Origin of the sequence: Candidatus Thiodictyon syntrophicum (assembly GCF_002813775.1) — a bacterium.
In the GTDB taxonomy this organism is placed as follows: domain Bacteria; phylum Pseudomonadota; class Gammaproteobacteria; order Chromatiales; family Chromatiaceae; genus Thiodictyon; species Thiodictyon syntrophicum.
The window spans coordinates 761,744-786,522 of sequence record NZ_CP020370.1; the positions used below are offsets into that span (position 1 = coordinate 761,744).

General features: G+C 69.3%; 19 protein-coding genes. 7 read left to right on the top strand and 12 right to left on the bottom strand.

Going from position 1 to position 24,779, the window contains the following annotated elements; all coding sequences use genetic code 11:
* Nucleotides 1-26: 26 nt before the first annotated feature.
* From THSYN_RS03335 to THSYN_RS03360, 6 genes are all read right to left on the bottom strand, one after another.
* A complete protein-coding gene (locus THSYN_RS03335) occupies nt 27-1,883 on the bottom strand; it encodes a BatD family protein (RefSeq protein ID WP_100917893.1) in 1,857 nt (618 codons plus the stop codon).
* 51 nt (nt 1,884-1,934) lie between these two features.
* A complete protein-coding gene (locus THSYN_RS03340; protein ID WP_100917894.1) occupies nt 1,935-3,983 on the bottom strand; it encodes a VWA domain-containing protein in 2,049 nt (682 codons plus the stop codon).
* Nucleotides 3,973-4,974 (bottom strand): vWA domain-containing protein, encoded by a 1,002-nt coding sequence (locus THSYN_RS03345; RefSeq protein ID WP_100917895.1) that lies wholly within the window; start codon nt 4,972-4,974, stop codon nt 3,973-3,975. Before THSYN_RS03345 ends, THSYN_RS03340 begins: the two co-directional genes overlap by 11 nt.
* Nucleotides 4,971-5,636 (bottom strand): DUF4381 domain-containing protein, encoded by a 666-nt coding sequence (locus THSYN_RS03350; RefSeq protein WP_100917896.1) that lies wholly within the window; start codon nt 5,634-5,636, stop codon nt 4,971-4,973. The genes THSYN_RS03345 and THSYN_RS03350 overlap by 4 nt, the downstream gene beginning before the upstream one ends.
* Complete coding sequence (locus tag THSYN_RS03355) at nt 5,620-6,603, bottom strand: DUF58 domain-containing protein (protein WP_100917897.1); 984 nt, start codon at nt 6,601-6,603, stop codon at nt 5,620-5,622. Before THSYN_RS03355 ends, THSYN_RS03350 begins: the two co-directional genes overlap by 17 nt.
* A 350-nt stretch (nt 6,604-6,953) precedes the next feature.
* Complete coding sequence (locus tag THSYN_RS03360) at nt 6,954-7,982, bottom strand: AAA family ATPase (protein ID WP_472297472.1); 1,029 nt, start codon at nt 7,980-7,982, stop codon at nt 6,954-6,956.
* Nucleotides 7,983-8,168: 186 nt separating this feature from the next.
* Between THSYN_RS03360 and arfB the strand changes: the two genes are divergently transcribed.
* The gene (gene arfB / locus THSYN_RS03365; RefSeq protein WP_100917898.1) at nt 8,169-8,591 is read left to right on the top strand and encodes an alternative ribosome rescue aminoacyl-tRNA hydrolase ArfB; all 423 of its coding nucleotides are present in this window, start codon (nt 8,169-8,171) and stop codon (nt 8,589-8,591) included.
* Nucleotides 8,592-8,610: 19 nt separating this feature from the next.
* Here the strand turns inward: arfB and THSYN_RS03370 are convergent, their stop codons facing one another.
* Nucleotides 8,611-9,036 carry a hypothetical protein gene (locus THSYN_RS03370; protein WP_100917899.1) on the bottom strand — a complete coding sequence of 142 codons (426 nt, stop codon included), beginning with the start codon at nt 9,034-9,036 and terminating at the stop codon, nt 8,611-8,613.
* A 237-nt stretch (nt 9,037-9,273) separates the two neighbouring features.
* Between THSYN_RS03370 and THSYN_RS03375 the strand changes: the two genes are divergently transcribed.
* Nucleotides 9,274-11,520, top strand: a complete 2,247-nt coding sequence (locus THSYN_RS03375) for a patatin-like phospholipase family protein (protein WP_100917900.1) — start codon at nt 9,274-9,276, stop codon at nt 11,518-11,520.
* Nucleotides 11,521-11,722: 202 nt separating this feature from the next.
* Here the strand turns inward: THSYN_RS03375 and THSYN_RS03380 are convergent, their stop codons facing one another.
* The 4 genes from THSYN_RS03380 to THSYN_RS03395 all read right to left on the bottom strand — a co-directional run bounded on the left by THSYN_RS03380 (nt 11,723) and on the right by THSYN_RS03395 (nt 16,195).
* Nucleotides 11,723-12,679 carry a KUP/HAK/KT family potassium transporter gene (locus THSYN_RS03380; protein ID WP_100917901.1) on the bottom strand — a complete coding sequence of 319 codons (957 nt, stop codon included), beginning with the start codon at nt 12,677-12,679 and terminating at the stop codon, nt 11,723-11,725.
* 33 nt (nt 12,680-12,712) lie between these two features.
* Nucleotides 12,713-13,999, bottom strand: a complete 1,287-nt coding sequence (locus THSYN_RS03385; protein ID WP_100917720.1) for an ISKra4 family transposase — start codon at nt 13,997-13,999, stop codon at nt 12,713-12,715.
* A gap of 55 nt (nt 14,000-14,054) precedes the next feature.
* Entirely contained in the window at nt 14,055-14,987 is a 933-nt protein-coding gene (locus tag THSYN_RS03390; protein ID WP_100917902.1) for a KUP/HAK/KT family potassium transporter, read from the bottom strand.
* A 158-nt stretch (nt 14,988-15,145) separates the two neighbouring features.
* Nucleotides 15,146-16,195, bottom strand: a complete 1,050-nt coding sequence (locus THSYN_RS03395; RefSeq protein WP_157817430.1) for a phosphoglycerate mutase — start codon at nt 16,193-16,195, stop codon at nt 15,146-15,148.
* Between the two features lie 382 nt (nt 16,196-16,577).
* Here THSYN_RS03395 and THSYN_RS03400 point away from each other — a divergent pair, with 382 nt between their 5' ends.
* Nucleotides 16,578-17,294, top strand: a complete 717-nt coding sequence (locus THSYN_RS03400; RefSeq protein ID WP_100917904.1) for a vWA domain-containing protein — start codon at nt 16,578-16,580, stop codon at nt 17,292-17,294.
* 7 nt (nt 17,295-17,301) lie between these two features.
* Nucleotides 17,302-18,096, top strand: a complete 795-nt coding sequence (locus tag THSYN_RS03405; RefSeq protein ID WP_172965226.1) for a J domain-containing protein — start codon at nt 17,302-17,304, stop codon at nt 18,094-18,096.
* A 223-nt stretch (nt 18,097-18,319) separates the two neighbouring features.
* Here THSYN_RS03405 and THSYN_RS03410 read toward each other — a convergent pair whose 3' ends face one another.
* Entirely contained in the window at nt 18,320-19,183 is an 864-nt protein-coding gene (locus tag THSYN_RS03410; protein WP_100917905.1) for an SDR family oxidoreductase, read from the bottom strand.
* Nucleotides 19,184-19,210: 27 nt separating this feature from the next.
* Between THSYN_RS03410 and THSYN_RS03415 the strand changes: the two genes are divergently transcribed.
* The 3 genes from THSYN_RS03415 to THSYN_RS03425 all read left to right on the top strand — a co-directional run bounded on the left by THSYN_RS03415 (nt 19,211) and on the right by THSYN_RS03425 (nt 24,779).
* Nucleotides 19,211-20,257, top strand: a complete 1,047-nt coding sequence (locus THSYN_RS03415; protein ID WP_100917906.1) for a CDP-6-deoxy-delta-3,4-glucoseen reductase — start codon at nt 19,211-19,213, stop codon at nt 20,255-20,257.
* On the top strand, nt 20,232-21,026 hold the full coding sequence (locus THSYN_RS03420) for a DUF4136 domain-containing protein (RefSeq protein WP_236848783.1): 795 nt from the start codon (nt 20,232-20,234) through the stop codon (nt 21,024-21,026). Before THSYN_RS03415 ends, THSYN_RS03420 begins: the two co-directional genes overlap by 26 nt.
* A gap of 144 nt (nt 21,027-21,170) precedes the next feature.
* Nucleotides 21,171-24,779: a helicase-related protein gene (locus tag THSYN_RS03425; protein ID WP_236848784.1), complete on the top strand. Its 3,609-nt coding sequence runs from the start codon at nt 21,171-21,173 to the stop codon at nt 24,777-24,779.

A 24,779-nucleotide genomic window follows, 5' to 3' on the forward strand; every position in this document is an offset into this window, starting at 1 on the left:
CGGGGCGGCCTTCGCGGTGACGGATGTCAGGTGCCGGGGTAGAGACCGGGCAAGGGTTGGGCGGCAGGACCCTGGGCCGCGCGCTCCTGTGCGAGCAGCAGTGGTTCCAGGGTCTGCCAGACGGCGCTGCCGTCCCAGGTCGCCCCGGTGGGGGCATAGATGGCCCGGTCGATGGCCTGGAGCGGGGCCGCCGCGGCGCTCGCCGCCGGACCCAGGCGGGCGGCGAGGTCGCTCAGGCCGGCGGGGGGCCGGTCCGGCCAGCGGGTGCGCGCCCAGTCGAGCAGGGCGGTGCGGGCGGCGCGGGGGTCAGCGGCGGCGCAGGCCTGGCGGGCTTGGGTGCGGGCGGTGGTGAGTGACTTGCCTGGTTGGGCGCCGGGACCCGGGCGGGACGCCCGGGCTCCTTTGCGGCGGATGGCCCAGGCCAGCGTCAGGAGCCAGGCCAGCGCGAAGCACAGGGCGAGCCAGGGCCAGGGCGACGCGGTGCGTAACGCCTCGATGAAACCGCGGCTTGCGGCGTCATCCTTGATCTGCGTGGCCGCCGCCGCGCCCGCGGGCACACCCTGGTCGGGCGTGGGCGCGACCGTCACCGCGGGCGGGCCGCCGGAGGCCGGGGTGCTCGCGGCGGCAGGGGCCGGTGTCGGCGCCGCGGACCCGCCCGCCGCGGGCGCGACCTCGACGGTGCGCTGGGGGATGACCGCCACGCGCGACTGGTCGGTGGTCGTGTCCCACCAGGTCAGGCGGATCTCGGGCAGGGTGAGGGGCCCGGCGCGGGTCGGGACCAAGGCGACTTTGAGGGTCTTGAGTGCGGTCGGGACGCTGCCCGGGAGGTCTTCCATCTTGGGCGTCTCGGGATAGATCCGGGCGCCCTCGGGGGTGCCGGTGTCGAGCGTCGGCAACTGGGCGGCGGTGGCACCGCGGGCGGTGATGACCAGGGTGCGTGTGACGGGCTCCCCGACCCGGAAGCGGGGCGGGGAGGGCGTCCACTCGTCGGAGAGCTGGACCGACTCGGCGGGCAGCCAAGTGGCGCCGCCGGTGTCGGGCTGGGGCCGGACCTCAAGGGTGCGATCCGGCCCCCGCTCGATCACCCGGCGCGTGGCGCCCGGGTCGAACAGATCCGGAATGCCCGGTCCGCCGAACATGGTGCCGAAGTCCGCGAAGGGGCTGCGGCGCGCTCCCGGGCGGTCCTGCGCCATCAGGGCCTCCAGCCGGGGGCCGCCGATGGTGAGCGGGCCGCTGCGTTGGGGCACCACCAGGTAGCGCCGCTCGATGACGGTGTAACGCTGGCCGTCGATCTCCTCCGAGTCGTTCTGGTCTTCCCCCTGCCGTTGCAGGGTGGCCCCCTCGACCTGCGGCTCGTCCAGGATCGCGCGCCGCGGCTGGTCCCGAAAGAGGACCCGCACCCGATAGGTGAAGGGCTGCTGGACATAGGGCTCGGCGGTCTCGACCAGGGTGTCGACAAAGACCGGCTTGGGCCCGCCGCCCGGGTCCGCCTGATCGGCCGCGAGCACCTCGAGCGCGATCGGCTGGGTCTGCTGACCGCCCAGTGACAGGGCCGGCACCTGCAGCCTGCCGGTGCGCCGCGGGGCCAACTCCAGGGTCCATTCCCGGGTGTTGTTGGAGACCCCGTTGACGAAGCTCAGGCTGGTGCTGCTGCCCTGTTGCAGGATCTCGAAGTCCTTGGCCAGGGAACTGAAGTCCGGTGTCCCGGCGAGGGTGCCGGCGGCGCTCAGGGTCAGGGTCAGGGTCTCGTTGGCACGCACCCGGGTCCGGTCCAGGGTCGCGCCCAGGTCCCCCGCCCAGGCGCAGGGGACGGCGAGCAGGAGCAGGGCCAGCAGCGCGCAGACGGCGCGCGGCGACGGGCGACGGTCAAGACGGTTGGACATAGTGGTCGCGACGGGTTGGATTGAGAGACAGGGTGGTGGCAATCACGCGGCTCACGGCAAGCGCCCCTCGCGGCGCAACTGCTGCAACAGGAAGCGCTGGCGCAGCAGGCCGGCGGGGTCGTCCGGGACCCGGCGCAACTGGGCCTCCATGGCCTGTTGCTGCTCGCGCTGTTGGGGGTTGAGGTCGGCGGCGCCGGCCAGGCGTGCGGCGGCGTTTCCGGTGGGCGGGGCGCCCGTCGGCGGTTGCTGCGCGATGGCGTCGGCCTGACCCTGGTCCTTGCCGGACTCCGGTTTGGCGCCGTCGCGCAGGGTGACCTCGGGCTCTCCCGCCACGGCGCCCTGACCCAGGTCGCCGGGCTTGGGCGGCGGCGTCTCACCGGTGTTCCCGGCGGAGGAACCCTGGGCGGCCTTGGGGTCCGTGCTCGCGGGATCGGCCTGCTGGCCGGCGCTGTCGGGCTTCGCTGCGCCGGGGTCGGGCGGCGCGTCTTGCGGCGCCCCGGTACCTGCCGTCGGCGGTGCCCCCTGGCCGCTGTCCTGCTGCTGTCCTTGCCCCTGCTGGCCGTTGTGCCCATCCTGGCTGGCGTCGGACGGCTGTCCGTCTTTCTGACCCTGTCGGCCCTCTTGTCCCTTCTGACCCTGCTGACCCTTGTCGCCCTTCTGGTCCTTCTGATCCTGGTTCCCTTGGCCCTGGGGCTGGTCCTGCTGCTGTTGGTCACGCAGAGCCTTTACGAGGTCCAGGTTGGCGCGCGCGTCGGCGTGGTCCGGGGCCTGTTGCAGGGTCCGCTCATAGGCGGCGATGGACTCGTCGAACCGCCCCAGGCGGGCCAGGGCATTGGCGCGGTTGTAGTCCGCCTCAGCCCCGCCGACCCCGGTCAGGTCCGCCAGGGCCCCGGCATAGTCGCCGCCGCGATAGCGGGCGGCGGCGCGCCAGGCGGGGTCCTGGAAGCGGGTGGCCGCGGCGGCGGCATCGCCGGCCGCCAGCCGGTGCGCGCCCTGCTGGTCCGGGCGCTGCCAAAGGTCGTCCCAACCCAAGGCCCAACCCGGGTGCGGCGGCAGCACCAGCACCAGGGCCAGGACCGGCAGCAGCCAGCCGCGCCGGAAGGCCAGCGCGGCGATGGGCAGCAGGGCGAGTAATAGCCAGGGACCCTCCTCCCGCCACTGATCGGCCGCCAGGCCCTGTTGTTCGACCAGCACGCCGGGCGCCGTCGCTGCTCCGGCCACGCCCCCAGAGCCAATGAGGGCCAGGGTGTCCCGATCCCCGGGGTCGAGGTCCACATAGCGGCCATTGCCCGCGCGGGCCAGGGACTCCAGTGCGCCACGCTCGAGTCGCGCCATGGGGATGGCGCCGCTGCGATCAGCGGCGAAGCCCCCGCCCGGGTCCGGCACCGGCGCCCCGTCGGCCGTGCCGACCCCGAGCACCGAGACCCGATGACCCTTGGCGGCCAGGGCGCGGGCGGCGGCCTCGACCCGGGCGCCGGCGCCATCGCCCGTGAGCCCGTCGGTGATCAGGATCACCTCGCCGCCCTCCCCCCCGGCCTGCGCCAACAAGGCGCCGGCCTGCTCCAGGGCGCGCTCGGTGCGGCGCGGACCCGGAACCGGGAGCAGGTCCGTCCCCAGGCGCGGGACCTGGGAGGCGATGGTCTGGGCGTCGCCGGTCAGGGGGGAGACGATGAAGGGGTCCGGACCGAAGGCGATCAGCGCGACCTGGCCCTCCCGGGTGGCGGCGAGGAGGTCCAGGACCTCGAAGCGCGCCCGCGCCAGGCGTGAGGGCGCGAGATCGGCGGCGTTCATGCTCGGCGAGAGGTCGAGCAGGATGACGCGCTTGGCCGTGGTGGCAAACACCGGCTGCGGCAGGCGCTCCCACACCGGACCGGCCAGGGCGAGCGTGCCAAGCAGCCAGGCCAGCGCCAGCAGGGCCAGCGGCAGGCGGCGCGGGCGACCCTCCTCACCGACCAGCAGGTGGGGCAGAAGATGGGCGTCCACCAGGCCGCGCCAGGCGTTGGCCGCGTGACGCGCCTTCCAGAGCCCGAACAGGATGAGCAGCAAGGGCGCCAGTGCGAGCAGCCACTGGGGCCGCAGAAAGTGCAGTTCAGCGGCCATAACCTACTCCCAAACCCCGGCCGCCGAGCAGCGGCAGCGCCAGCAGCACACTCAAGACCAGCGCCGCCGCCGCCGGCCAGACGAACAGTGACTCGCGGGGCCGGTAGGTCCGCTCGTCGCGGCGGCTGGGCTCCAGCCGGTCCAGTTCCTCGTAGATGGCCTCCAGTTCCTCGCGCCCGGTGGCGGAGAAGAAGCGCCCGCCGGTGACCTGCGCGATCTGCTTCAGTGACTCGGGGTCATAGTCGCCGCCCTGGCGCAGCAGGCGCATCCCGAGCGCGGTGCGCAGGCCGACCTCGCCGCCGCCGATGGCGATGGTGTAGATACGCACCCCGGCCTCACGGGCCAGTTGCGCCGCCGCCTGGGGCTCCAATTGGCCGGCGTTGCTGGCCCCGTCGGTGAGGAGGATCAGCACCCGGTTGTCGTCCGGCTGCTCGCGCAGGCGCTTGACCGCGAGCCCGATGGCGTCGCCGATGGCGGTCTCGCGCCCGGCCAGCCCGACCACCGAGTCGCGCAGCATGGCGGCCACCGTGTGACCGTCGAAGGTTAGGGGCGTCTGGACATAGGCATTACTGCCGAACAGGATGAGTCCCAGCCGGTCCTGGGTGCGCCGTTCCACGAAGCGGGCGGCCACCGCCTTGACCACCGCCAGGCGTGAGACCATGCGATTGTCCATCTCGTAGTCCGGCTGCTCCATGCTGCCGGAGATGTCCACGGCGAGCATGAGGTCACGCCCCGCGACCGGCAGGTTCACCGGCGCCCCGACCCATTCCGGCCGTGCCGCCGCCGTCACCAGCAACACCCAGGCGAGCACCGCGGCGCCGATCCGCCACGCCGACCGGCGCCCGGCCGCGGCGGCGGCGAGGCCCGGCAGGTCCGCGTAGAAGGGCAGCCGCAGCGCGGCCCCCCCGGCGGGGCTGGCCGCGGGCATGAGATAGGCGAGCAGGGGCAGCGGCAGGGCCGCCAGCACCCAGGGCCAGGCGAGCGTGATCATGGGGCGGTCCCCCGGTTGGCGCGGATCCAGCGCCCGGCCAGCTCGGCCAGGGCCAAGGCGTCCGCTTGCGCGCGCTGCTGAGCCTGATCCGGCAGGCGATCTTGATCATGGTCCAGGCCGCCGCTCAAGCGTTCCGCACCGGAGGTCGAGGCTTTAGCCGGACCAGGAGCGGGCAGACACGAGGTCGACCGGCTGAAGCCGCGACCTCCGGTTGCCCCGGGGGCACGGTAGGGCAACTCGGCCAGCATCCGCCCCGGCCCGTGGGAGAAGGCGTCGCCGCCGCCGGTGGCATCCAGAAAGGCGAGCCAGGAGGCGCCGCTGAGCCCGGCCACGCGCTCCCGCGGGAAGCGGGTCAGGGCCAGGCGCCGCAGCAGGATCGAGACCGCCGCGGCAAAGCCGCCCGGAGCGAGTCCGGTGTCCAGTTGCCCGCGCAGGGCCTCGAGTTCGCCCAAGGCCGTCCGCACCGCGGCGCCCTGCCGCCACCGGCGGCGCCACAGCACCAAGGCCAGCGCGCCGGCACCCAGCGCGAGCCCGGCGACCAGCCACCAGCCGGGGGCCGGCGGCCACCAGGACACCGGGTCCGGCAGGTGCCAGTCGCGCAGGCCAGCCAGTGGGTCGGCCGCGGCCGGGGCAGTGGGCAGGGGGTTAATCGTGTCGGCCATTGCGTTCATTTGCGGACAATAGGCTCTTGGTCCCGGGCGTGCTGCGCGCGCGCAGCCCGCGGGCCAGGGCGGGGCCGACCGGCTCGTCGGTCGCCAGGTGCAACAGGTGGGCACGGTGCAGTCGCGCCAGGTGTTCCAGGGTCTGGGCGCGAACCACGAAACGTTCTTCATAGGCGGTGCGGCTGCGCGCCCCGGTCAGATCCAGGATCCCGCGGCGCCGGCCGTCGGTGACCGGATAGCGCCCGGGCGGGGGCGCCGCCGCCTCCAGGGGGTCGTGGACCATGATCAGGAGCAGTTCACTCCCGGCGGCGAGTTCCGCCAGCCAGCGTCCGGCGTCCGGGCGCACCCCGGCGAAGTCGCTGATGACCGCCACCAGGCCGCCGGGGCGCACCAGCCGGACGAGGTGGGCGGCGGCCTGCGCCACGCAGCCGTGGCCCCGCTCGCCGGCCGCCGTGGGCTCGGTGAGCCGCTCCAAGAGCGGGAGCAGACCCGCGGTGCGGGCGGCCGGCCGCCGCTCCAGGTGGCGCGCCTCATCGAACACGAGCCCGCCCACCCGGTCCGCCCGGTCCACCGCCGCCCAGCCGAGCAGGGCCGCCGCCTGGGCCGCGATCACCGACTTGAAGGCGACGCGGGTGCCGAAGCGCATGGACGCGCCTTGGTCCACCAGGAGCCAGACCGGCCGCTCGCGCTCCTCCCGGAACAGCTTCACATGGGGCGTCCCGGCGCGCGCCGTGACCCGCCAATCCATGTTGCGCGGGTCATCGCCCGGCTGGTAGACCCGGGATTCGTCGAATTCCATGCCGCGCCCGCGAAAGCGCGACAGGTGCCCGCCGGTGCGGGTGGCCAGCACCCGCCCGCGCGGCGCCAGATCGAGCCGCAGGGCCTGGCCGCGCAGCGCAATCAGGTCCCGGAGCCCGGCACGGATGCCGGACTGGGGGGCGGTCGTGGAGGCGGGCACCCTATTCATCGGGAACGCCGCCCGCCAGTGAGACCCCGTAGGATGGGTAGAGCGCAGCGAAACCCATCGTCTGCGCATCGGTCAGGCGTTGCCGCAGCGATCACCGACGACGCGTGCCCAGTCTCTTTATTCGCGTTCATTTGCAGCGGTATTTTCGCTAAGGAATGGTTCACTGATAAGTTAAAAAAGTCCATTAGAGACTGGCTCTTGGCGTCGTTGTCGTTGTCGTTGTCGTTGTCGTAATCGAGATTATCGTAGTGCCCCGGACTTTCTCGCACCCTAAAGTGCATCGCTTCTCCGATTACGATTACGACAACGACAACGACAACGATTGCGTCTAACTTGTTCTTGACTCGTTACTAAGGCACCGGCACCCGCGCCAGCAGCGCGGCGATAAAGTCGTCCGGGTGTCGGCCCTCGGCCTCCGACTCGTAGGAGAGCAGCACCCGATGGCGCAGTACGTCCGGGGCCACGGACTGGATGTCCTCGGGCGAGACATAGTCGCGCCCCGCGAGCCAGGCGCGCGCCCGGGAGCACCGGTCCAGGGCCAGGGTGGCGCGCGGGCTGGCGCCGAAGCGCAGCCAGTCCCGCAACTCCGGCGCATAGTCCTGGGGCCGACGGGTCGCCATCACCAGGTGCACCAGATAGTCCTCCACCCCCGGGGCCATATAGAGCCCGAAGATGGCGCGGCGGGCGGCAAAGATGCTCGTCTGACTCAGGCGCACGGCGGGCGGGGCCGGACCGTCCTGCAGGGCCTCGTCCCGGTTCAGGTGCAGGATGGCCCGTTCGGTCACGGCGTCCGGGTAGTCCACCCGCACATGCATCAGGAAACGGTCGAGTTGGGCCTCCGGCAGCGGGTAGGTCCCCTCCTGTTCGATCGGGTTCTGGGTCGCCATCACCAGGAACAGGCGCGGCAGGGGGTAGGTCTCGCGGCCCACCGTCACCTGCCGCTCCCCCATGGCCTCGAGCAGGGCGGACTGGACCTTGGCCGGGGCCCGGTTCACCTCGTCCGCCAGCAGCAGGTTGTGGAAGATGGGGCCGCGGTCGAAGCGGAAGCTGCCGTCGTTGGGGCGATAGATCTCGGTCCCGGTCAGGTCCGCCGGCAGCAGGTCCGGGGTGAACTGGACGCGGTGGAAGTCGCCCTCCAGGCCCCAGGCCAACTGCTTGATGGCCGTGGTCTTGGCCAGGCCCGGGGCGCCTTCGACCAGCAGGTGCCCGTCCGCCAGCAGGGCGATCAGCAGGCGTTCGATCAGATTGGCCTGACCCAGGATGGCCCGGCCCACATGGTCGCGCAGGGCGGCGAACTCGGCGGCGAGCGCCGCCCCCCCGGGCAGTGCGGCCGCGCCGCTGGGGTCGCTGACGGAAGGGTCGGAGAGGGTCTGATCCAAGGCGTTGATCCCCTGTTGGATGGCAAAGACGATGGGGCGAACATGGGGGTAGATTGTCGGGGATTCACGGGGCCTTGGATAGGCCGATCGGGTTACCGGTTCTTTACGGTTCGGTAAGGGCGCGGCCGGCGGGCCGGTAACAGGTGCCGGGCCGACGCGCGGCGCTCCCGGGGTTACAATCCGGCGATGATCCAGATTACAGCCCAGATCCACATCGACCCCGACGAGCTGACGGAGCAGTTTTGCCGCTCCCCCGGGCCCGGCGGGCAAAACGTCAACAAGGTCGAGACGGCGGTGCAACTGCGTTTCGACGTCGCGCGCTCCCCGTCCCTGCCGGAGGACGTGCGCCAACGCCTGCTGCGACTGGGCGGTCGACGGGTGGACACTGCGGGCGTCCTGACCATCGAGGCGCACCGCTTCCGCACCCGCGAGCGCAACCGCCAGGACGCCCGCGAGCGTCTGGTCGCGCTGATCGCGCGCGCCGCCCACCGGCCCAAGCCGCGGGTCGCGACCAAACCCACCCGCGCCTCCAAGGAGCGGCGGCTGGAGACCAAGAAGGCGACCGCGGCGACCAAGCGGCTGCGAGGGCGGCAGTCGGGGGATGAGTAAGCGTACGCACGCTCATGGGTCAATCGTCCAGATAGACCGCCCCGGTGTCGAACGCCTCCTCGGGCGTGCCTTCAAAGGTGCCATTGTCGAAGAAGCTCGGTTCGTATTTTTCATGGCTGTAGGTGTAAAAGGCCATGGACCAGCGGTCTTCTTTGCCGAAATAGCGTAGACGGACCAAATGGATGGGAAAATTTCGCTGCCGCTCGATGTATTCTTCACGGGACACCCCGAGCGGGGACGGATCGAAGTCCGGCGCGACGAAGGGTTCCTTGTAGGCATCGATGTAGCACAACTGACCGCGGAAGCGCACATCGATACGAGTGTACTTTCCGGCGTAGTGCTTATGCGCGTGCGCCAGAATACGATCGCGCGTCCGCTCACGGACGGCCTCCGGAATCTTGACCCCGCCGGAATGCGGATCATAAACCCAAGTTCTCTTGTTCATCGTTTACCTTGAACCTTGTCTGCGGACGGTGACTGGTCGGATTATTCGATTACGACAAACGACAACGACAACGACAACGACAACGACAGTGTACCCGGGATCTCGGTCACCACATCAGTTCTGATTGCACCCGGTGGCTTGAACGTTTTTTCCCTGTCATGGGTCTATGTTACCTTTGCGCACCCAATCAGCCGACGCCTCGGCAGCCCCCAACCGCCCCTTCCAGACGAGACCCCGATGACACGGTATCTGTTGACCCTGCTCGCCCTCACGCTCGCCGCCCTGTGTCTGGCAGCACCCCCGCCGACCCTGGCGGCCGATGCGGGCGCCCGGCCGCATCGTCCACGCATCGGCTTGGTGCTCAGCGGCGGCGGCGCCCGCGGGGCGGCCCATATCGGGGTGCTCAAGGTCCTGGAGGAGATGCGTATCCCGATTGATGTGGTGGTGGGGACCAGCATGGGCTCGCTGGTGGGCGGGGGCTATGCGGCCGGGCTCTCGCCGCGGGAACTGGAGCAGCGGGTTACCCAGGTGGATTGGAACGTCCTCTTCAACGATGACCCGCCGCGCCGGGAGTGGCCCGCCCGGCGCAAGCAGTTGTCGTCCAATCCGACCTTCGACTTCAGCATCGGGGTCCGCAAGGGCCAGTTCAAGCTGCCCGCGGGGGCCATCGCCGGTCAGAAGGTGCAGTTGTTCTTCAACGATTTGGTCAAGGGCGCGGAGCGGGTCCAGGACTTTGACGACCTGCCGATCCCCTTCCGGGCCGTGGCGACCGACCTGGAGGACGGGCAGATGAAGGTCTTCGAGCGGGGGCCACTGCCGGTGGCCATGCGCGCCAGCATGTCGGTGCCGACGCTGTTTGCGCCCATGCAGTGGGACAACCACCTCTATGTGGATGGGGGTCTGGTCCGTAACCTGCCGATCGATGTGGCCCGCGGTCTGGGGGTGGACGTCATCATCGCGGTCAATCTGGGGTCCGGATATCTGCCGCGCGACCAACTCGGCAATATCGTGGGCGTCACCGGCCAAATGATCGCGATCCTGACCGAGCAGAATGTCAAGGTCTCGCTCGAGCAGATCGATCGGGCGCGCGACGTGCTGATCGAACCGGACCTGGGCAACATCACCGCCAGCGACTTCAACCGCGCCAAGGAGGCCATCGGGACCGGCGTGAAGGCGGCCGAGAAAAAGGAGTCGCAACTCGCCCGCTACAGCGTCAGCGAGGCGGACTATGACGCCTGGAAGCGCACGCGTTTCGGCCCCGGCCAGCCGGTCAGACAGGTTTCAGAGGTGCAGATCGCGGGCCTGGAGACGGTGAACCCGGAGGTCTTCGATCGCCTGGTCGCGGACCAGCGGGACCGTCCGCTCGACCGTACCCGCCTGGTGGCCGACATTCAGAAGCTCTACGGCCGCGCCGACTTCGAGCGGATCAGCTATCACTTCAAGCCCGGCCCGGACGGCCGCGACCAACTCATGATCGATGCGGTGGAGAAGGCCTGGGGCCCGGGTTATCTGAGTTTCGGGGTCGGCCTCCTGACCGACAACAAGGGCGACAGCCGCTTCGGCCTGCGCGCCACCTACAATCGAACCTGGGCCGATCGGCTGGGTGCCGCCTGGGCCACTGAGGTCAAGCTCGGTAACGCCCCAAGCCTCTACAGCGAGTTCTTCCAGCCCTTGGATCTGGACCGGTCGGCCTTCGTCGCCCCCTACCTGGGGCTGCGCATGACGCCGGAAAGCGTCTTCCTGGGTGAACAACGGGTCGCGCGCTACGACATGACCCGCGGGCGGATCGGTGCGGACCTGGGTACGACCCTGGACGGGACCGAGGTGCGGGTCGGTCTCTATTACGGCCAGACGCAGGTCGCGCTCGATACCGGCTCGCCCCAACTCCCGGTCGGCCGGGTGGTCGACACCGGCCTGCGCGCCAGTCTCTACTACGACACCCGCGACAGCGCCGGTCTGCCGCGCTCAGGCACCCTGCTGTCGCTGGACCTGCTGAACCCGCTCCAGGCACTGGGGGCGGACGTGCAATACTCGCGCACGCTCTTCACCAGCGAGGCCGCCTACAGCGTCGGGAAGAACACCGTCGCCCTCAGGATGAAGGGCGGGAGCAGTTTCGGCGCCAATATGCCCTACTACGACCAGTTCGCCCTGGGCGGCTTCCTCAACCTCTCCGGCTACGCCTATGAGCAGTTCCGCGGCAATGACATGGGCTTCGGGGCCCTGATCTATTACCGCCAGATCGCCTCGCTGTCGCCGCCGCTGGGGCGCGGTCTCTACCTGGGCGCCTCACTGGAGGCCGGATGGCTCTCGGACGGGGACTTCGGCGATCAGGCCATCGGCCATGTGACCATCAGCCGGGAGGCGACCCGCTACGGCGGGAGCCTGTTCTTCGGCTCGGACACCTGGATCGGTCTGGCCTATCTGGCGCTGGGCTTGACCAGTACGGGCGAGAGCACGATCTATGTCATGATCGGGCGGCCCTAGGGGGCAGTTTCCGAATAGGTTAGACACGTTTCTTGAAGGGAATGCTTGTCGCACCGTTGTCGTTGTCGTTGTCGTAGTCGTAGTCGAAATCCGAGAAGCGATGCAATGTGCCGTGCGAGGGCATCCGGGGCGCTACGATAGCCTCGATTACGACAACGACAACGACAACGACAACGACAACGACAACGAGTCAGTGCCCCATTCAGATTTCGACCTGGGTGCCGAGTTCGACCACGCGATTGCTCGGGATCTGGAAGAACTCGGTCGCGCTGTGGGCATTCTTGGACATCTGCTTGAACAGCCGCTCGCGCCACAGGGCCATGCCCGGCTGCAGGCTGGGGATGATGATCTCGCGACTGACGAAGAACGAGGTGGTCATCAGGTCCAACTCCAGCCCCAGGGCCGCGCATTGCTGGATGGCCGCCGGGATGTTCGGTTGCTCCATGAATCCGTATTGGATGATCAGTCGGTGGAAGCCCTTGCCGAGGTCGGTCAACGCCAGTCGGTCGGCCGCGTCCACCACCGGGATTTCCGCCGTGACCACCGTCACCAGCACCACGCGTGCATGCAGCACCCGATTGTGTGCCAGGTTGTGCAGCAGGGCGGCCGGTACACCCTCGCGGTTACTCGTCAAGAACACGGCGGTGGTCGGCGGGCGGGGGATATCGCTGCCGATCGAACCGAGAAAGGCCTTGAGCGGCACCGAGAGCTCGGCCATCTTGCGGAACAGCAATTGGCGCCCCCGCTTCCAGGTCGTCAGCACGGTAAAGGACACCAGCCCGATAGCCAGCGGAAACCAGCCGCCCTGCGGAATCTTGATCGCATTGGCGCTGAAGAAGGCCAGATCCACCATCAGAAAGCCGCCTGCCACCAGCGCCACGACCAGCCAGTGCCAGCGCCACAGCAGCACCATCACGAAGGCGATCAGGATGGTGTCGATCATCATGGTGCCGGTGACGGCGATGCCGTAGGCGGCGGCCAGGCTGCTGGACGACTGGAAGCCCAGGACCAGGGCCATGACCGCCAGATAGAGGGTCCAGTTGGTGAAGGGGACATAGATCTGACCCATCGCCGAGCCCGAGGTCTGGACAATGAGCATGCGCGGCAGATAGCCCAGTTGCACCGCCTGCCGGGCCACCGAGAAGGCCCCCGAGATCACCGCCTGCGAGGGTGCGGCCTCCGAATAATGTGCCTAACCGTAGCACTCAGCCCCAAACTGGTCGATCTTCTGCCAGAACTGTGCCCATCGTCCGGTGGTCTGCGTCAGTGCGCGTAGGCTGAGCACAATCTTGGCCCCTTTGTTCTTCCAGCGCATCCCGGAGGCACATAGCCGTTGCTTGACCAAGGTCTTGCAGGCGGCCTCGGTGACGCCCGATCCGATCGGCAGTCCCGCGGCGACGAAGCCCGGGTAGTCCATTTGATGGCGATGGTTGGTGAAGTAGGTCCAAGCGCTGAGAACGTCGTCGCGCAGCGTCTGCGAGAGGGTGTGCCGCTGCGACAGGCGCGCGGCCTCGCCGATGAGCAGGTCAAGGGCGGCGGGGTCGTGCTTGAGCGTCGTGCAGTGCGCGCTCTGCCACTGCGCGCGCGGGCCCTCGGCGTGGCGCTGCGGATGGGTCGCTTGGGCGATTTTGCCCACGTATTCCGTTGCATGGAAAAAATCGATCAACTGGCGGTCGGTGTGTTGCTCGAGGAACCGCCAGTTGCTTGCCGCCCCGTCGGCGATGCCCAGGTACAGTGCCTCGGGGAGGTGCCGCTTGACGCGTTGGATCTCGCGCTCCATGCGTTGCCGGAACTCCTGCTTGCCGTACTCGGGTGCCGCAGCGAGGTAGATGGTGTGCTGGCGCTCGCCCTCGCCGTCGTAAAGCGAGAGGGTTCCGACCATGGCTTCGCGCCAGCCCGCACTGTCGGCCATGGGGATCATGGCGCCGTCGAGGCTGACCACGACGGTCGCGATGGGCGTCTCAAGCGCCGGCATCGCGTACTCCCAGTCCTCCTCTTTGGCCGTGGCGATGGTGCCTACCCACTCCGCAACATTTTGAATATACGAGGTAGCGATCGTCCGACCGTGGTTCTGCTCAAGGTCAGTCTGCACCGCGCGCACGTTGAGCTGCGCATACTTGTGGCTGAGTTGACTGGCGAATCGGGGGGTCGCCCCGCGCACGATCCGCGCCTGGTGCTCGAGCGGACAGTAGATCCGCCCGCCGCGCGAGCTTTGGTAGACATAACGCTCGACCTCGACCGGCCCGTAAGGCGTCTGGTACTCCTTCGGATCGCGCCCGCGCGCGGTCAGCTTGATCGCGCCGACACGGATCGCACTGCCGTCGGTGTCGAAACGCTGCAGCGCCTCCTCGGTGGCGCAGCGCCCCACCGCGTTGGTGGCCTCCTGGATGGCTCCTTCCATGTCCAGCAGGCTACCGCTGAGCCGCACCGTTACCTCGACCGTCACCTCGTCACCCGAGATCCTGACTACCTTCGCCACGACTGCACCTTCTCGTCTAGTCACAGAAGGTTACGAAATACTCCTCAAAGGCACATCATGTCAAGGCCGCACCCGCCTGCGAGGCAATCACGGTGGCCAGGGTGGCGAGTACCACCAGCGGGATCAGGGCCCAGGTGGGTGCCAGCAGATAAAACGGATTCTGCACCGCCGCGGGGTCGGCGAGCAGCAGCGCGCCCTGGCCGAAATAATTGATGACCAGCGCCGGCAGGATCAGCCCGAACCAGGCGAGCCGAATCGGGAACTTGCCGAAGTGCCCCATGTCGGTATAAAGCGCCTCACCGCCGGTGACGGCCAACACGACGGCCCCCAGCGCCAGGAAGCTCAGCCAGGGATGGGCGGCGAGGAACTGTGCCGCATAAACCGGATTGAGGGCCGCCATCACCTCCGGCCGCTGCGCGATGCTCAAGACCCCAAGGACCGCCAGCACCCCGAACCAGGTGCACATGACCGGCCCGAACAGCATCCCCACCAACCCGGTGCCGCGTTTTTGGATGGCGAAGAGCGCGGTCAGTACCGCGATCGTGATGGGCAGGACAAAGCCCGCGAAGCGCGGCGTGACCACCTCCAGACCCTCCACCGCGCTCAGCACCGAAATGGCCGGCGTGATCATGCTGTCGCCATAGAACAGGGCGGCGGCGAAGACGCCCAGCAAGGCCACCAGATGGGACAGCCGCGAGTTGTTCGTCATCCCCGTGACCAGGGCGAGCAGCGCGAGACTCCCGCCCTCGCCGCGATTGTCGGCCCGCATGATGATGATGACGTATTTCAGCGACACCAGGATCATGATGGTCCAGAAGATCAGCGACAGCACCCCGAGCACGGCGGCATCGGTGACCGGGATGGGATGATGGCCGGCAAAGGTCTCCTTCAGCGCATAGAGCGGGCTGGTACCGATATCGCCGAAGACGACACCGATGGCACCGATCACCAGGCCGCCGAGTTTCCGCGGTGAGTCAGTCGTAGACACTTTGCTCTCCTTCCGGTGAAACAAAAAAGGGTAATTTGCCGCAAACAGGCGTCTCTGTCATGCCCTTTCAGGGCGGACGCACGACGGGCCCGCCCCCCCGGCGCGGCCCTGGGCTTTTCTGTCTGATTCCACTCGGTTTGTGTGTTCACACGTCGGTGTCATCGAAAATACCTGGGTTCTCGGAACCCGCCGCGGCGCCAGAACCGGCGGTGCCCCCAAGCGGTCAGGGTGAAGGTCCAGCGTTGCCCGTCATCGAGCACCAGCGAGCGCACGCGCCCGGCGGTCAATTCGGCGCCGAGCCGCCCCGCCAGCGCCTCCAGGTCCGAGAGTGCCGCGCGCCAGGCGCCGCAGTCCCCCGTGAGTGCCGGCCACCAGAGGGCATCCCAGAAGATCAGCACCTCCCCGGGCGGCGACCCCGCTCCAGACGCGGCCCAGGCGAGCGGCGTCCGGGACCCCTCACCCGTCCCCAGGGAGCGCCCGCCCGCCGCCCGCGCCAGGCCCAGCGCCAAGGGATGGTCGGCGATCGTCAGCCCTGGGCCGCCGGACACCCGGGGCAGGACCCCGCCGCCCCAGGTCCAGACCCCGCTCACCGTTGGGCGGCCCAGGCGCTCGCGTTCCTGGTTGACCGGATGCTGGTAGAAGAGCATCTGCGCCTCGTTCTGCCACCGGTTCCAGGCGCGGGCGTCCGGACCCGCGGGCAGGAGGCCATCCAGGGCGCGCCCGGCCACGGCGTGCAGGGGCCGGGTGCGTAGCCGCGGGGCCGCATTCACCCGCAGATACCAGGCCCCCGGGCGCGGCACCGCCAGGCGCAGGCCGTCGTCGATGAAATGGGCATTGAACGCCGCCGTCAGGGCCGCGGCCTCCGCGGGCAGGACCGCGAGCGTCGGGCCGGCGAAGAGCAGCAGCCGGTCCCGGTCCGGGTGCAGTTGGACCGGATCGGCGTGGAACCAGCAGCCGTCCCCGGCGAGATCGGGCGCCTGCGTCAGCAGGCACAGCGGCGCGGATGGCAGGTCCAGTTCCGGCGACGACGGCACGCTGAAGGCGCCCGCCAGGGTTTCCAGGGGGTCGCGGGACGCCGTCTCCCGGCAGTCGGCGCGGGACAACAGCCGGTCCAGGCCCGGGGTCGGCGCGTTGAGCCCCGCCACACAGTCGGCGGGACCGAAGAGCCCGGGGCAGATGAGTCGCAGACTGGTCTTGGTCGCGGGCACCGGCATGGCCGTCAGAGGGTGAAGTGTGCAAGTGTCTCACGTCCGTGGACCCTAAGGAAAAGTCCAACCCGTGTTGAATCCGTCGCGGCAGCCCAGCGACCAGGCCGGCAACTTCTCACCTCTGGTGCGGCGCTTGCGGCGGCTCTTGCGCTTGTCCAGCGGATGGATACGGAGTGAATTCGCCCCAATCTCGGCGAGCGGGGCGGCAAACGCCCCTTGTGGGGCACCGCCGCCCGCCCGGTTGCGCCAAGCCCTGGTTCTGGGCATCCTGCACCCTGACAGGAAGGCGGGCACCGGGTGTCCGCGATGGAGTCTCCACCAGGGGCTCCCTGACTGTCGACTTGCATCCTTCATCCTGACGAGCGATCCCGCCGAGAGACCCATGCCCTCCGATCGCAAGGCCATCGACGCCGCCGGCGCTGTGAATGCCTTCCTGACCCAGGTGGCGGCAACCCCCCGCGTGGGGCCGCCGGGCGCCGGTGGGCGGCTGATCTTCGCCATGGACGCCACCGCGAGTCGGGAGCCGACCTGGGACCAGGCGGCACGCATCCAGTCGGCCATGTTTGCCGATACCCGCGCCCTGGGCGGCCTGGAGGTGCAACTGTGCTTCTATCGGGGCTTCCAGGAGTTCGAGTCGTCGGACTGGCTGGGGGATTCGCAGACGCTCCTGCAGCGCATGAATCGGGTCTTCTGCGCGGCGGGTCTGACCCAGATCGGGCGGGTGCTGGAGCACGCCCTTGCCGAGGCCGGCCGCGGGCGGGTCAATGCCCTGGTCTTCGTCGGCGACTGCATGGAGGAGAATCGGGAGCGTCTGGCGGACCTGGCCGGGCGGCTCGGGCTGCTGCACCTGCCGGCCTTCGTCTTTCAGGAGGGGCATGACCCGACGGCGGAGCGCAGCTTCCGGGAGATCGCGCGCCTGAGCGGCGGTGCCTGGTGCCCCTTCGACGCCAACAGCCCTGACCTGCTGCGCGACCTGCTGGCGGCGGTGGCGGTCTATGCGGCCGGCGGCCACGCGGCCCTGACCCGCTACGGGCAGGCGCGGGGCGGGGCGGTGCTCGCGTTGACCCATCAGGTCACGCATCCGGGTCGGGGGGGCTGAGGGTACGATGCTGCGTCTGTTGCTGGTCCCGCTGTTCGTCCTCGGGGTCCTGTGGCTGGTGCGCTGGTTCCGGCGCACACCGCCGGCCCGGGTCGCCGACACCCTGCGCAAGGTCGCGATGTGGACGGTGATCGGCGTCCTGGTGCTGGCCGCGGCCACCGGTCGGCTGAGCCCGGTCTTTGCCTTCATCGCTGCCCTGATCCCGGCCGCCATCCGCGTGCTCACCTTGCTGCAGGCGGTCCCGGTCCTGCAACGCCTGCTGCGCTCGCTCGGCATCCCGCTGCCCGGCGGTCTGTTCGGCGGCGGACCGGCGGCGGGCGCGGCCGGCGGGGGCGGCGGCGGCGGGGCCCCGGGGGGCTCGTCCATCCGCACCCGCTTCCTGGAGATGCGCCTGGACCACGCCACCGGGGCCATGGACGGGCGCGTGCTGGAGGGTCCCTTTGCGCAGCGCGCCTTACGTGACCTGCGCCTGGATGAACTGCTGCGGATGCTGGAGCTGTATCGGGAGGCCGATGCCCAGTCGGCCGCGGTCCTGGAGGCCTATCTGGACCGGGAGCGGGGGACGGACTGGCGCGCGCGCGATCCGGGGCCGGGTGCCGCGCGCGTCGGCAGCGGCGGCGGCCCCATGAACGAGGCGGAGGCCCTGGCGATCCTGGGCCTGGAGCCGGGCGCCGACGCCTTGGCGGTGCGCGACGCCCATCGACGGCTCATGCAGCGGCTGCACCCGGACCGGGGCGGCTCCGGCTATCTGGCGGCCAAGATCAACGAGGCCAAGCAGGTGCTGCTCAAGGGGCTGGGCTGAGGCCGCGAAAAAGCAGATGTCCTCAAGAGGGCGCAAGAAAATGGACAGGATTAACAGGATTTCGCAGGATTAACAGGATTGCCGATGAGCTGAGACGGCGATTGATCATCCTGTTAATCCTGTCCAATTACCAACCGATGGGTACGGTCTTTCAGTGTGACTCGTTGGTCCGAGCCATCGTGTGACGCGTTGATCGAAACGCCAAGATCGCCCAGGCTGGTATTCAAAGACACGACGGCAGCCCCTGGGCGAGGCTCGGGTAGCGCAGTTCCAGCCCCAGTTCCTCGCGCAGTTTGCGATTACTCAGCCGACGCGACTCGGCGAGATAGGACAGCATCGCCGCCGAGACCTGGCCCTGCGCCTCGGCCAGCGGGATCAGGGGCGGGCGCGGGAGGCCGGCGGCGTCCGCGATGGCGAGGAAATAGTCGGTCATGGTGCTGGGACTGTCGTCGCAGGCGTTGTAGATGGCCCCGGGTCGGCCGCGCTCCATGGCGAGTGCGCAGGCGCTCACCAGGTCGTCCACATGGATGCGGTTGCTGTAGGGCGACTCCTGCGCCCGCACCATGGGGACCCCCTGACGCAGACGCTCCAGGGGCAGGCGTCCCGGACCATAGATGCCGGCGACCCGCAGGACCACCAGCTCGCCCCCGGTCGCCGCGGCCCAGCGCTGCAAGGTCTGCTCCGCATCCCAGCGGCGGTGCGAGCGGTCCGCGCCGGGGCGGGCGGGCCAGGACTCGTCCACCCAGGCCCCCCGGCAGTCGCCGTAGACCCCGGTGGTGCTGACATAGACCACCCGGCGCGGCTGGCCGGCGCGGGTGAAGGCGTCCACCAGCCGCCGGGTGTGGGGGTCCTCGCGGCCCTGGCCCGGCGGTGGCGCCAGGTGGAAGACCCGGGCCCCGGCCAGGGGCAGGCCGCTCAGGTCGTCCGCCGCCAGGTCCAGGCGCCGGGCGGCGATCCCCGCCGCGGCGAGCCGCTCCGCCCCCGCCTGGGTCTGCACCAGCCCCAGGACCGGCTCCCCGCGGTCCAGGTATTGGCGTGCCAGTCGCGTGCCCACATATCCACAACCGATGATGACGATTTCATTCACCCTAAAGCTCCGGGGCAACCTGCCGCGATGACGATACCGGGACCCCAAGCAACGCGCTTCACGGCCCGTACCGAACCCGCCGGGCACTGCTTCGACGTGGCGCCCGGGGAAACCTTGCTGGCCGCCGCCCTGCGCCAGACGGTCGGCCTGCCCTACGGTTGCCGCAACGGCACCTGCGGCTCCTGCGCCGCGCGACTGCTCGCGGGCCAAGTGACCTACCCGAGTGGCAAGACCGAGGGCCTGGCGGGTAAGCCGGCGGGCTCCTGCCTCACCTGCCAGGCGGTCCCACTCTCCGACATCGTACTCCAGGTCGCCGAGGTCAAGGGGATCGCCCGGCTCGAGGTCCGCATCCTGCCCTGTCGGGTCGCGCGCAAAGAGCCGCTCTGCCACGACGTGGTGCGCCTGCTCCTCAAGCTCCCGGACGGGCAGCGCCTCCAGTTCCTCGCCGGGCAATACCTGGAATTCATCCTGCGCGACGGGCGCCGCCGCGCCTTCTCCATCGCCAACGCCCCCCATGACGACGCCTTCATCGAACTGCATGTGCGCCGCGTCCCCCAGGGCCGGTTCACCGGCTGGATCTTCGAGGAGCTGCAGGAGAAGTCCATCCTGCGCATCCAGGCGCCGCTCGGCACCTTCACCCTGCGCGAGGAGTCCGACCGGCCGCTGCTCCTGATCGGCGGCGGCACCGGCTTCGCGCCGCTCAAGGGGATGATCGAGCACGCCTTTCATGTCGGCATCGAGCGCCCCATGCACCTCTACCGGGGGGTGCGCTCGCGGCCTGACCTGTACCTGCCCGAGCTGCCCCGCGACTGGGTGCGGGCGCACGCCAACCTGCGCTACACCCCGGTCCTGTCGCAACCGGACCCGGACTGGAGCGGGCGCACCGGCCTGGTCCACGCGGCGGTCGCGGCCGACTATCCGGATCTGAGCGGCTTCGACGTCTACTTGAGCGGCCCGCCGCCGATGGTCGAGGCCGGGCGGCGCGCCTTCGCCGCCGCCGGCCTGCCGCCCGAGCACCTGTTTTCCGACGCCTTCGAGTATGGCGCCGATGCCCCCGACAAACCGCTCGACTGAGGCCCCGGCGCCCGCCCTGGCCTGGGCACACCAGACACCCACCGCCGCCGCGGCCCTTGCCTGCGACACCCCTAAGCGGTCAAACTCCCAGGCCCGGCCGGGGTTTGCCCCGACCAAGACCATGAGGATCGCCCCGATGCGTCCAGTCCCAACCGGCATCGCCCTCGTCGTGCTCGCCCTACTCAGCGCCCTGCTGGGCGCCGGCTGTTCATCGACGACCCAACTCACCTCCACCTGGCGTGACCCGGGGGCCGCCCCCAGGCCCTATCGCAACCTGCTGGTATTCGGTATCGCCGCCAACGGCAACGTCCGGCGTGCCTATGAGAACAACTTCGTCGTCGCGCTGCGGGCACGTGGGGTCAAGGCGCGGGCCGGCCATGACCTGCTGCCCGAGGGCGGTCTGGGCGAGGTCAACGCGGTCAAGCGGGTGGTCGGCCAGTCCGGGGCGGACGGGATCATCGTCACCCACCTGGTGGGCGCAACCGCCCAGACCGTCGTTGTCTCGCCCCGCAGCTATGTCGACCCGAACCTCTACGGCAGCCTCTATCCCTATTATCAACGCGTCTTCGGCTATGTCACGGAGCCCGGCTACTACGCCACCTACCCGGTGCTCCAGTTGGAGACCAATCTCTATGACGCCGCCCGCCAAAAGCTGGTCTGGTCCACCCGCTCCGAGACCATGGACCCCGGCTCGGAGACGACCACCATCAAGGACGTCATCGCCGCCGTCACCCAGGGCTTAGCTGCCGCCGGCTATCTCCCCAATTAGCCCAGGGGCACCCGGGAGCGCCGGGCACCAGCCCGTCGCGTAACGATGCCCCCACGCCTGGCGCCCGCAACCGCCCGGGCTCGCCGACCTGGTCGCCGTGCAGTTGTATCTGAATCCTGCCAGACTGGTGAGAACACCGAGACGATGGACGCACCCCGCCCGCCGATGCAGCTCGAACAACTCCAGACCAATGCGGCCATCCGCGGCATCCTCCCCGAGGCCCTGGTGACGGTCGTCAGCGTCGCGTGGTTCGGCTCCGAGGCGCTGGAACTGACCTACAAGACCCCGGCCGGCAAGGTCGCCAACGAGCTGCTCTACCGCCACGACGAGCCCCGCCTGGAACTGGTCGAGCAGGGCCGTCCCTGGAGCTTCGATGGCGACGGCGCGCTCTTCCGGTTGGTGTCGGAGGCGCACCGCATTCGGCTGGCCCACCTGTTCGACCCGGTGCTGGCGGTGCATACCTCCATGGTCGACCCGCTGCCGCACCAGATCACCGCCGTCTACGAGGCCATGCTGCCGCGCCAGCCGCTACGCTTTCTGCTGGCCGACGACCCGGGCGCCGGCAAGACCATCATGGCGGGCCTGCTCATCAAGGAACTGATCGCCCGCGGTGACCTGCAACGCTGCCTGATCGTCTGCCCCGGCAGCCTGGCCGAGCAGTGGCAGGACGAGTTGTATCGCCGCTTCCACCTACCCTTCGAGATTCTCACCAACGACAAGCTGGAGGCGGCGCGCACCGGCAACTGGTTCCTGGAGACCAACCTCGCCATCGCCCGCCTCGACAAGCTCTCGCGCAATGAGGAGGTGCAGCAGAAGCTTGAGATCCCTGATTGTCGATGGGACCTGGTGGTCTGCGATGAGGCCCACAAGTTGTCCGCTACGGTGTTCGGCGGCGAGGTCAAATACACCAAGCGCTACAAGCTCGGCCAGCTCCTCTCGACCCTGACCCGGCACTTTCTCCTGATGTCGGCCACGCCGCACAACGGCAAGGAAGCGGACTTCCAGCTCTTCATGGCGCTCCTCGACGGCGACCGCTTCGAGGGCCGCTTCCGCGACGGTGTACATACCGCCGATTGCTCCGACCTGATGCGCCGCATGGTCAAGGAAAGCCTGCTCAAGTTCGACGGCACGCCGCTGTTCCCTAAGCGCATCGCCTACACCGTGCCCTATAAGCTCTCGGACGCCGAGGCCGCGCTTTACCAGAGCGTCACCGGGTACGTCCGCGAGGAGTTCAACCGCGCCGAGGCCCTGGAGAACGACAAACGCGCCGGCACCGTCGGCTTTGCCCTGACCATCCTGCAACGGCGCCTCGCCTCCTCGCCCGAGGCCATCTACCAGTCCCTGCGCCGACGCCGCGAACGGCTGGAAAGCCGTCTGCGCGAGCTTGTGCTTGGGAGCGCGGGCGTCCCGCCCGCGTCTGGGGAACTGGATGCCGAGGACCTCGAAGACCTCGAAGACGCCCCCGACAACGAGGTCGAGGCCGCCGAGGAGGCGATCCTCGACCAGGCCACCGCGGCGCGTTCGATGACGGAACTGCGCATTGAAATCGACACCCTCCGCCGACTCGAAGCCCAGGCCCTGGCGGTGCGCCGCACCGCCAACGACACTAAATGGTGCGAGCTGGCGAGTCTGCTTGGCGAGGTCTTCACCCCGGCCGCGTTGGGCGAGCGCATCGAAGAACCCAAGGCACCTTACGGAGCGGGACCTATTGCGCCGCCCACGCCGTCGCCGCACCAGAAGCTGGTCATCTTCACCGAACACCGCGACACGCTGAACTACCTGGAGGGCCGCATCACCACCTTGCTCGGGCGCAAGGAGGCCGTCGTCATCATCCACGGCGGCATCGGTCGGGAAGCCCGACTGAAGGTGCAGGAGTCCTTCAAGCACGACCCCGAAATCCAGGTCCTGCTGGCCACCGACGCCGCGGGCGAGGGCATCAACCTCCAGCGCGCCCATCTGATGGTCAACTACGACCTGCCCTGGAACCCCAACCGGCTGGAGCAGCGCTTCGGGCGCATCCACCGCATCGGCCAGACCGAGGTCTGCCACCTGTGGAATCTGGTGGCGGACGACACCCGCGAGGGCGATGTCTACCGCAAGCTCTTGGAGAAGCTCGAACAGGCGCGCCAGGCCCTGGGCGGCCAGGTCTTCGACGTGCTCGGCAAACTCCAGTTCCAGGGCAAGTCACTGCGCGAACTGCTGATCGAGGCGATCCGCCACGGCGAGCGGCCCGAGGTCAAAGCCTTCCTCACTACGGTGCTCGACACGACGCTCGATCGGGGCCATCTGCAAGAGTTGATCGATGAGCGCGTCCTCGCCCATGACGCCATGGACGCGAGCGGGGTCCGGCGTATCCGCGAAGACATGGAGCGCGCCGACGCCCGCCGCCTGCAACCGCACTACATCGAGTCCTTTTTCCACGAGGCGTTCAAACGGCTCGGCGGCACCGCCAAGCAGCGTGAGCCCCGCCGCTACGAGATCAGCCATGTCCCCGCCCCGGTGTGCAACCGCGACCGGCTCATCGGCGTCGGCGAGCCCGTGCTGCCGCGCTACGAGCGCATCGCCTTCGACAAGACTCTCGTGGCACCCCAGGGTCAGCCGCTCGCCGCCTTCGTCTGCCCCGGCCACCCGCTGCTCGATGCCGTCATCGACCTTACCCTGGAGCGCAACCGCGACTTGTTGAAGCGCGGTACCGTCCTGGTGGACGAGCGCGATCCTGGCCTGCAACCGCGGGTACTGTTCTATCTGGAGCACGCCATCCAGGATGCCGGACTGACCCGCGCGGGCGAGCGCCGGGTCGTCTCCAAGCGGATGCTCTATGTGGAGCGGGATGCCGACGGCACCACCCGCCACGTCCATTACGCGCCCTATCTCGACTACCGACCCCTGGCAGCGGATGAGCCTGGCGTCGATGCGATCCTCGACCGGCCGGAGTGCCGGTGGATTCAAGGGAGCGCGGGCGTCCCGCCCGCGAGGCCAACCATCGAGCAACAGGCCCAGGGCTATGCCATCGCCCGCGTCGTACCCGAGCACCTCACCGAGGTGCAGGGGAACAAGCTGGACCTCATCGCCAAGACCGAGGCGGCGGTCAAGGATCGCCTCACCAAAGAGATCACCTACTGGGACCACCGCGCCGAAGAGCTGAAGCTTCAAGAGTCCGCCGGCAAGCCCAACGCCCGGCTCAACTCCGGGGAGGCGCGTAAGCGTGCCGACCTCCTGCAAGGGCGGCTGCAAAAGCGGCTGGAAGACCTCAAGCTCGAAGCCCAGCTCTCGCCGTTGCCGCCGGTGGTCCTGGGCGGGCTGCTGGTCGTGCCGATCGGGCTGATCCGCGTCATGACCGGGTTGGTCGCGGGCGGGACGCCCGCGCTCCCAGACACCCAGGCGAGCGCCGCCCGAGCCCGCGCCGTCGTGATGGACATCGAACGCCGTCTCGGCTTCGACCCCACCGACCGGGAATTCGACAAGCTCGGCTACGACATCGAGAGTCGCGTCCCCGGCACCGGCAAGCTGCGCTTCATCGAGGTCAAGGGTCGCGTCTCGGGTGCGGCGACCATCACCGTGACGCGCAACGAGATTCTCTACTCGCTCAACAAGCCGGACGACTTCATCCTTGCCATCGTGGAATTTCTGGGCGAGGACGCACACAAGGTCCACTACCTGCGTCAGCCGTTCCAGCGGGAGCCGGATTTTGGCGTGACCAGCGTAAACTACGGGTTTGGCGAGCTGCTCGCGCGGGCGCAACCGCCGGCCTGA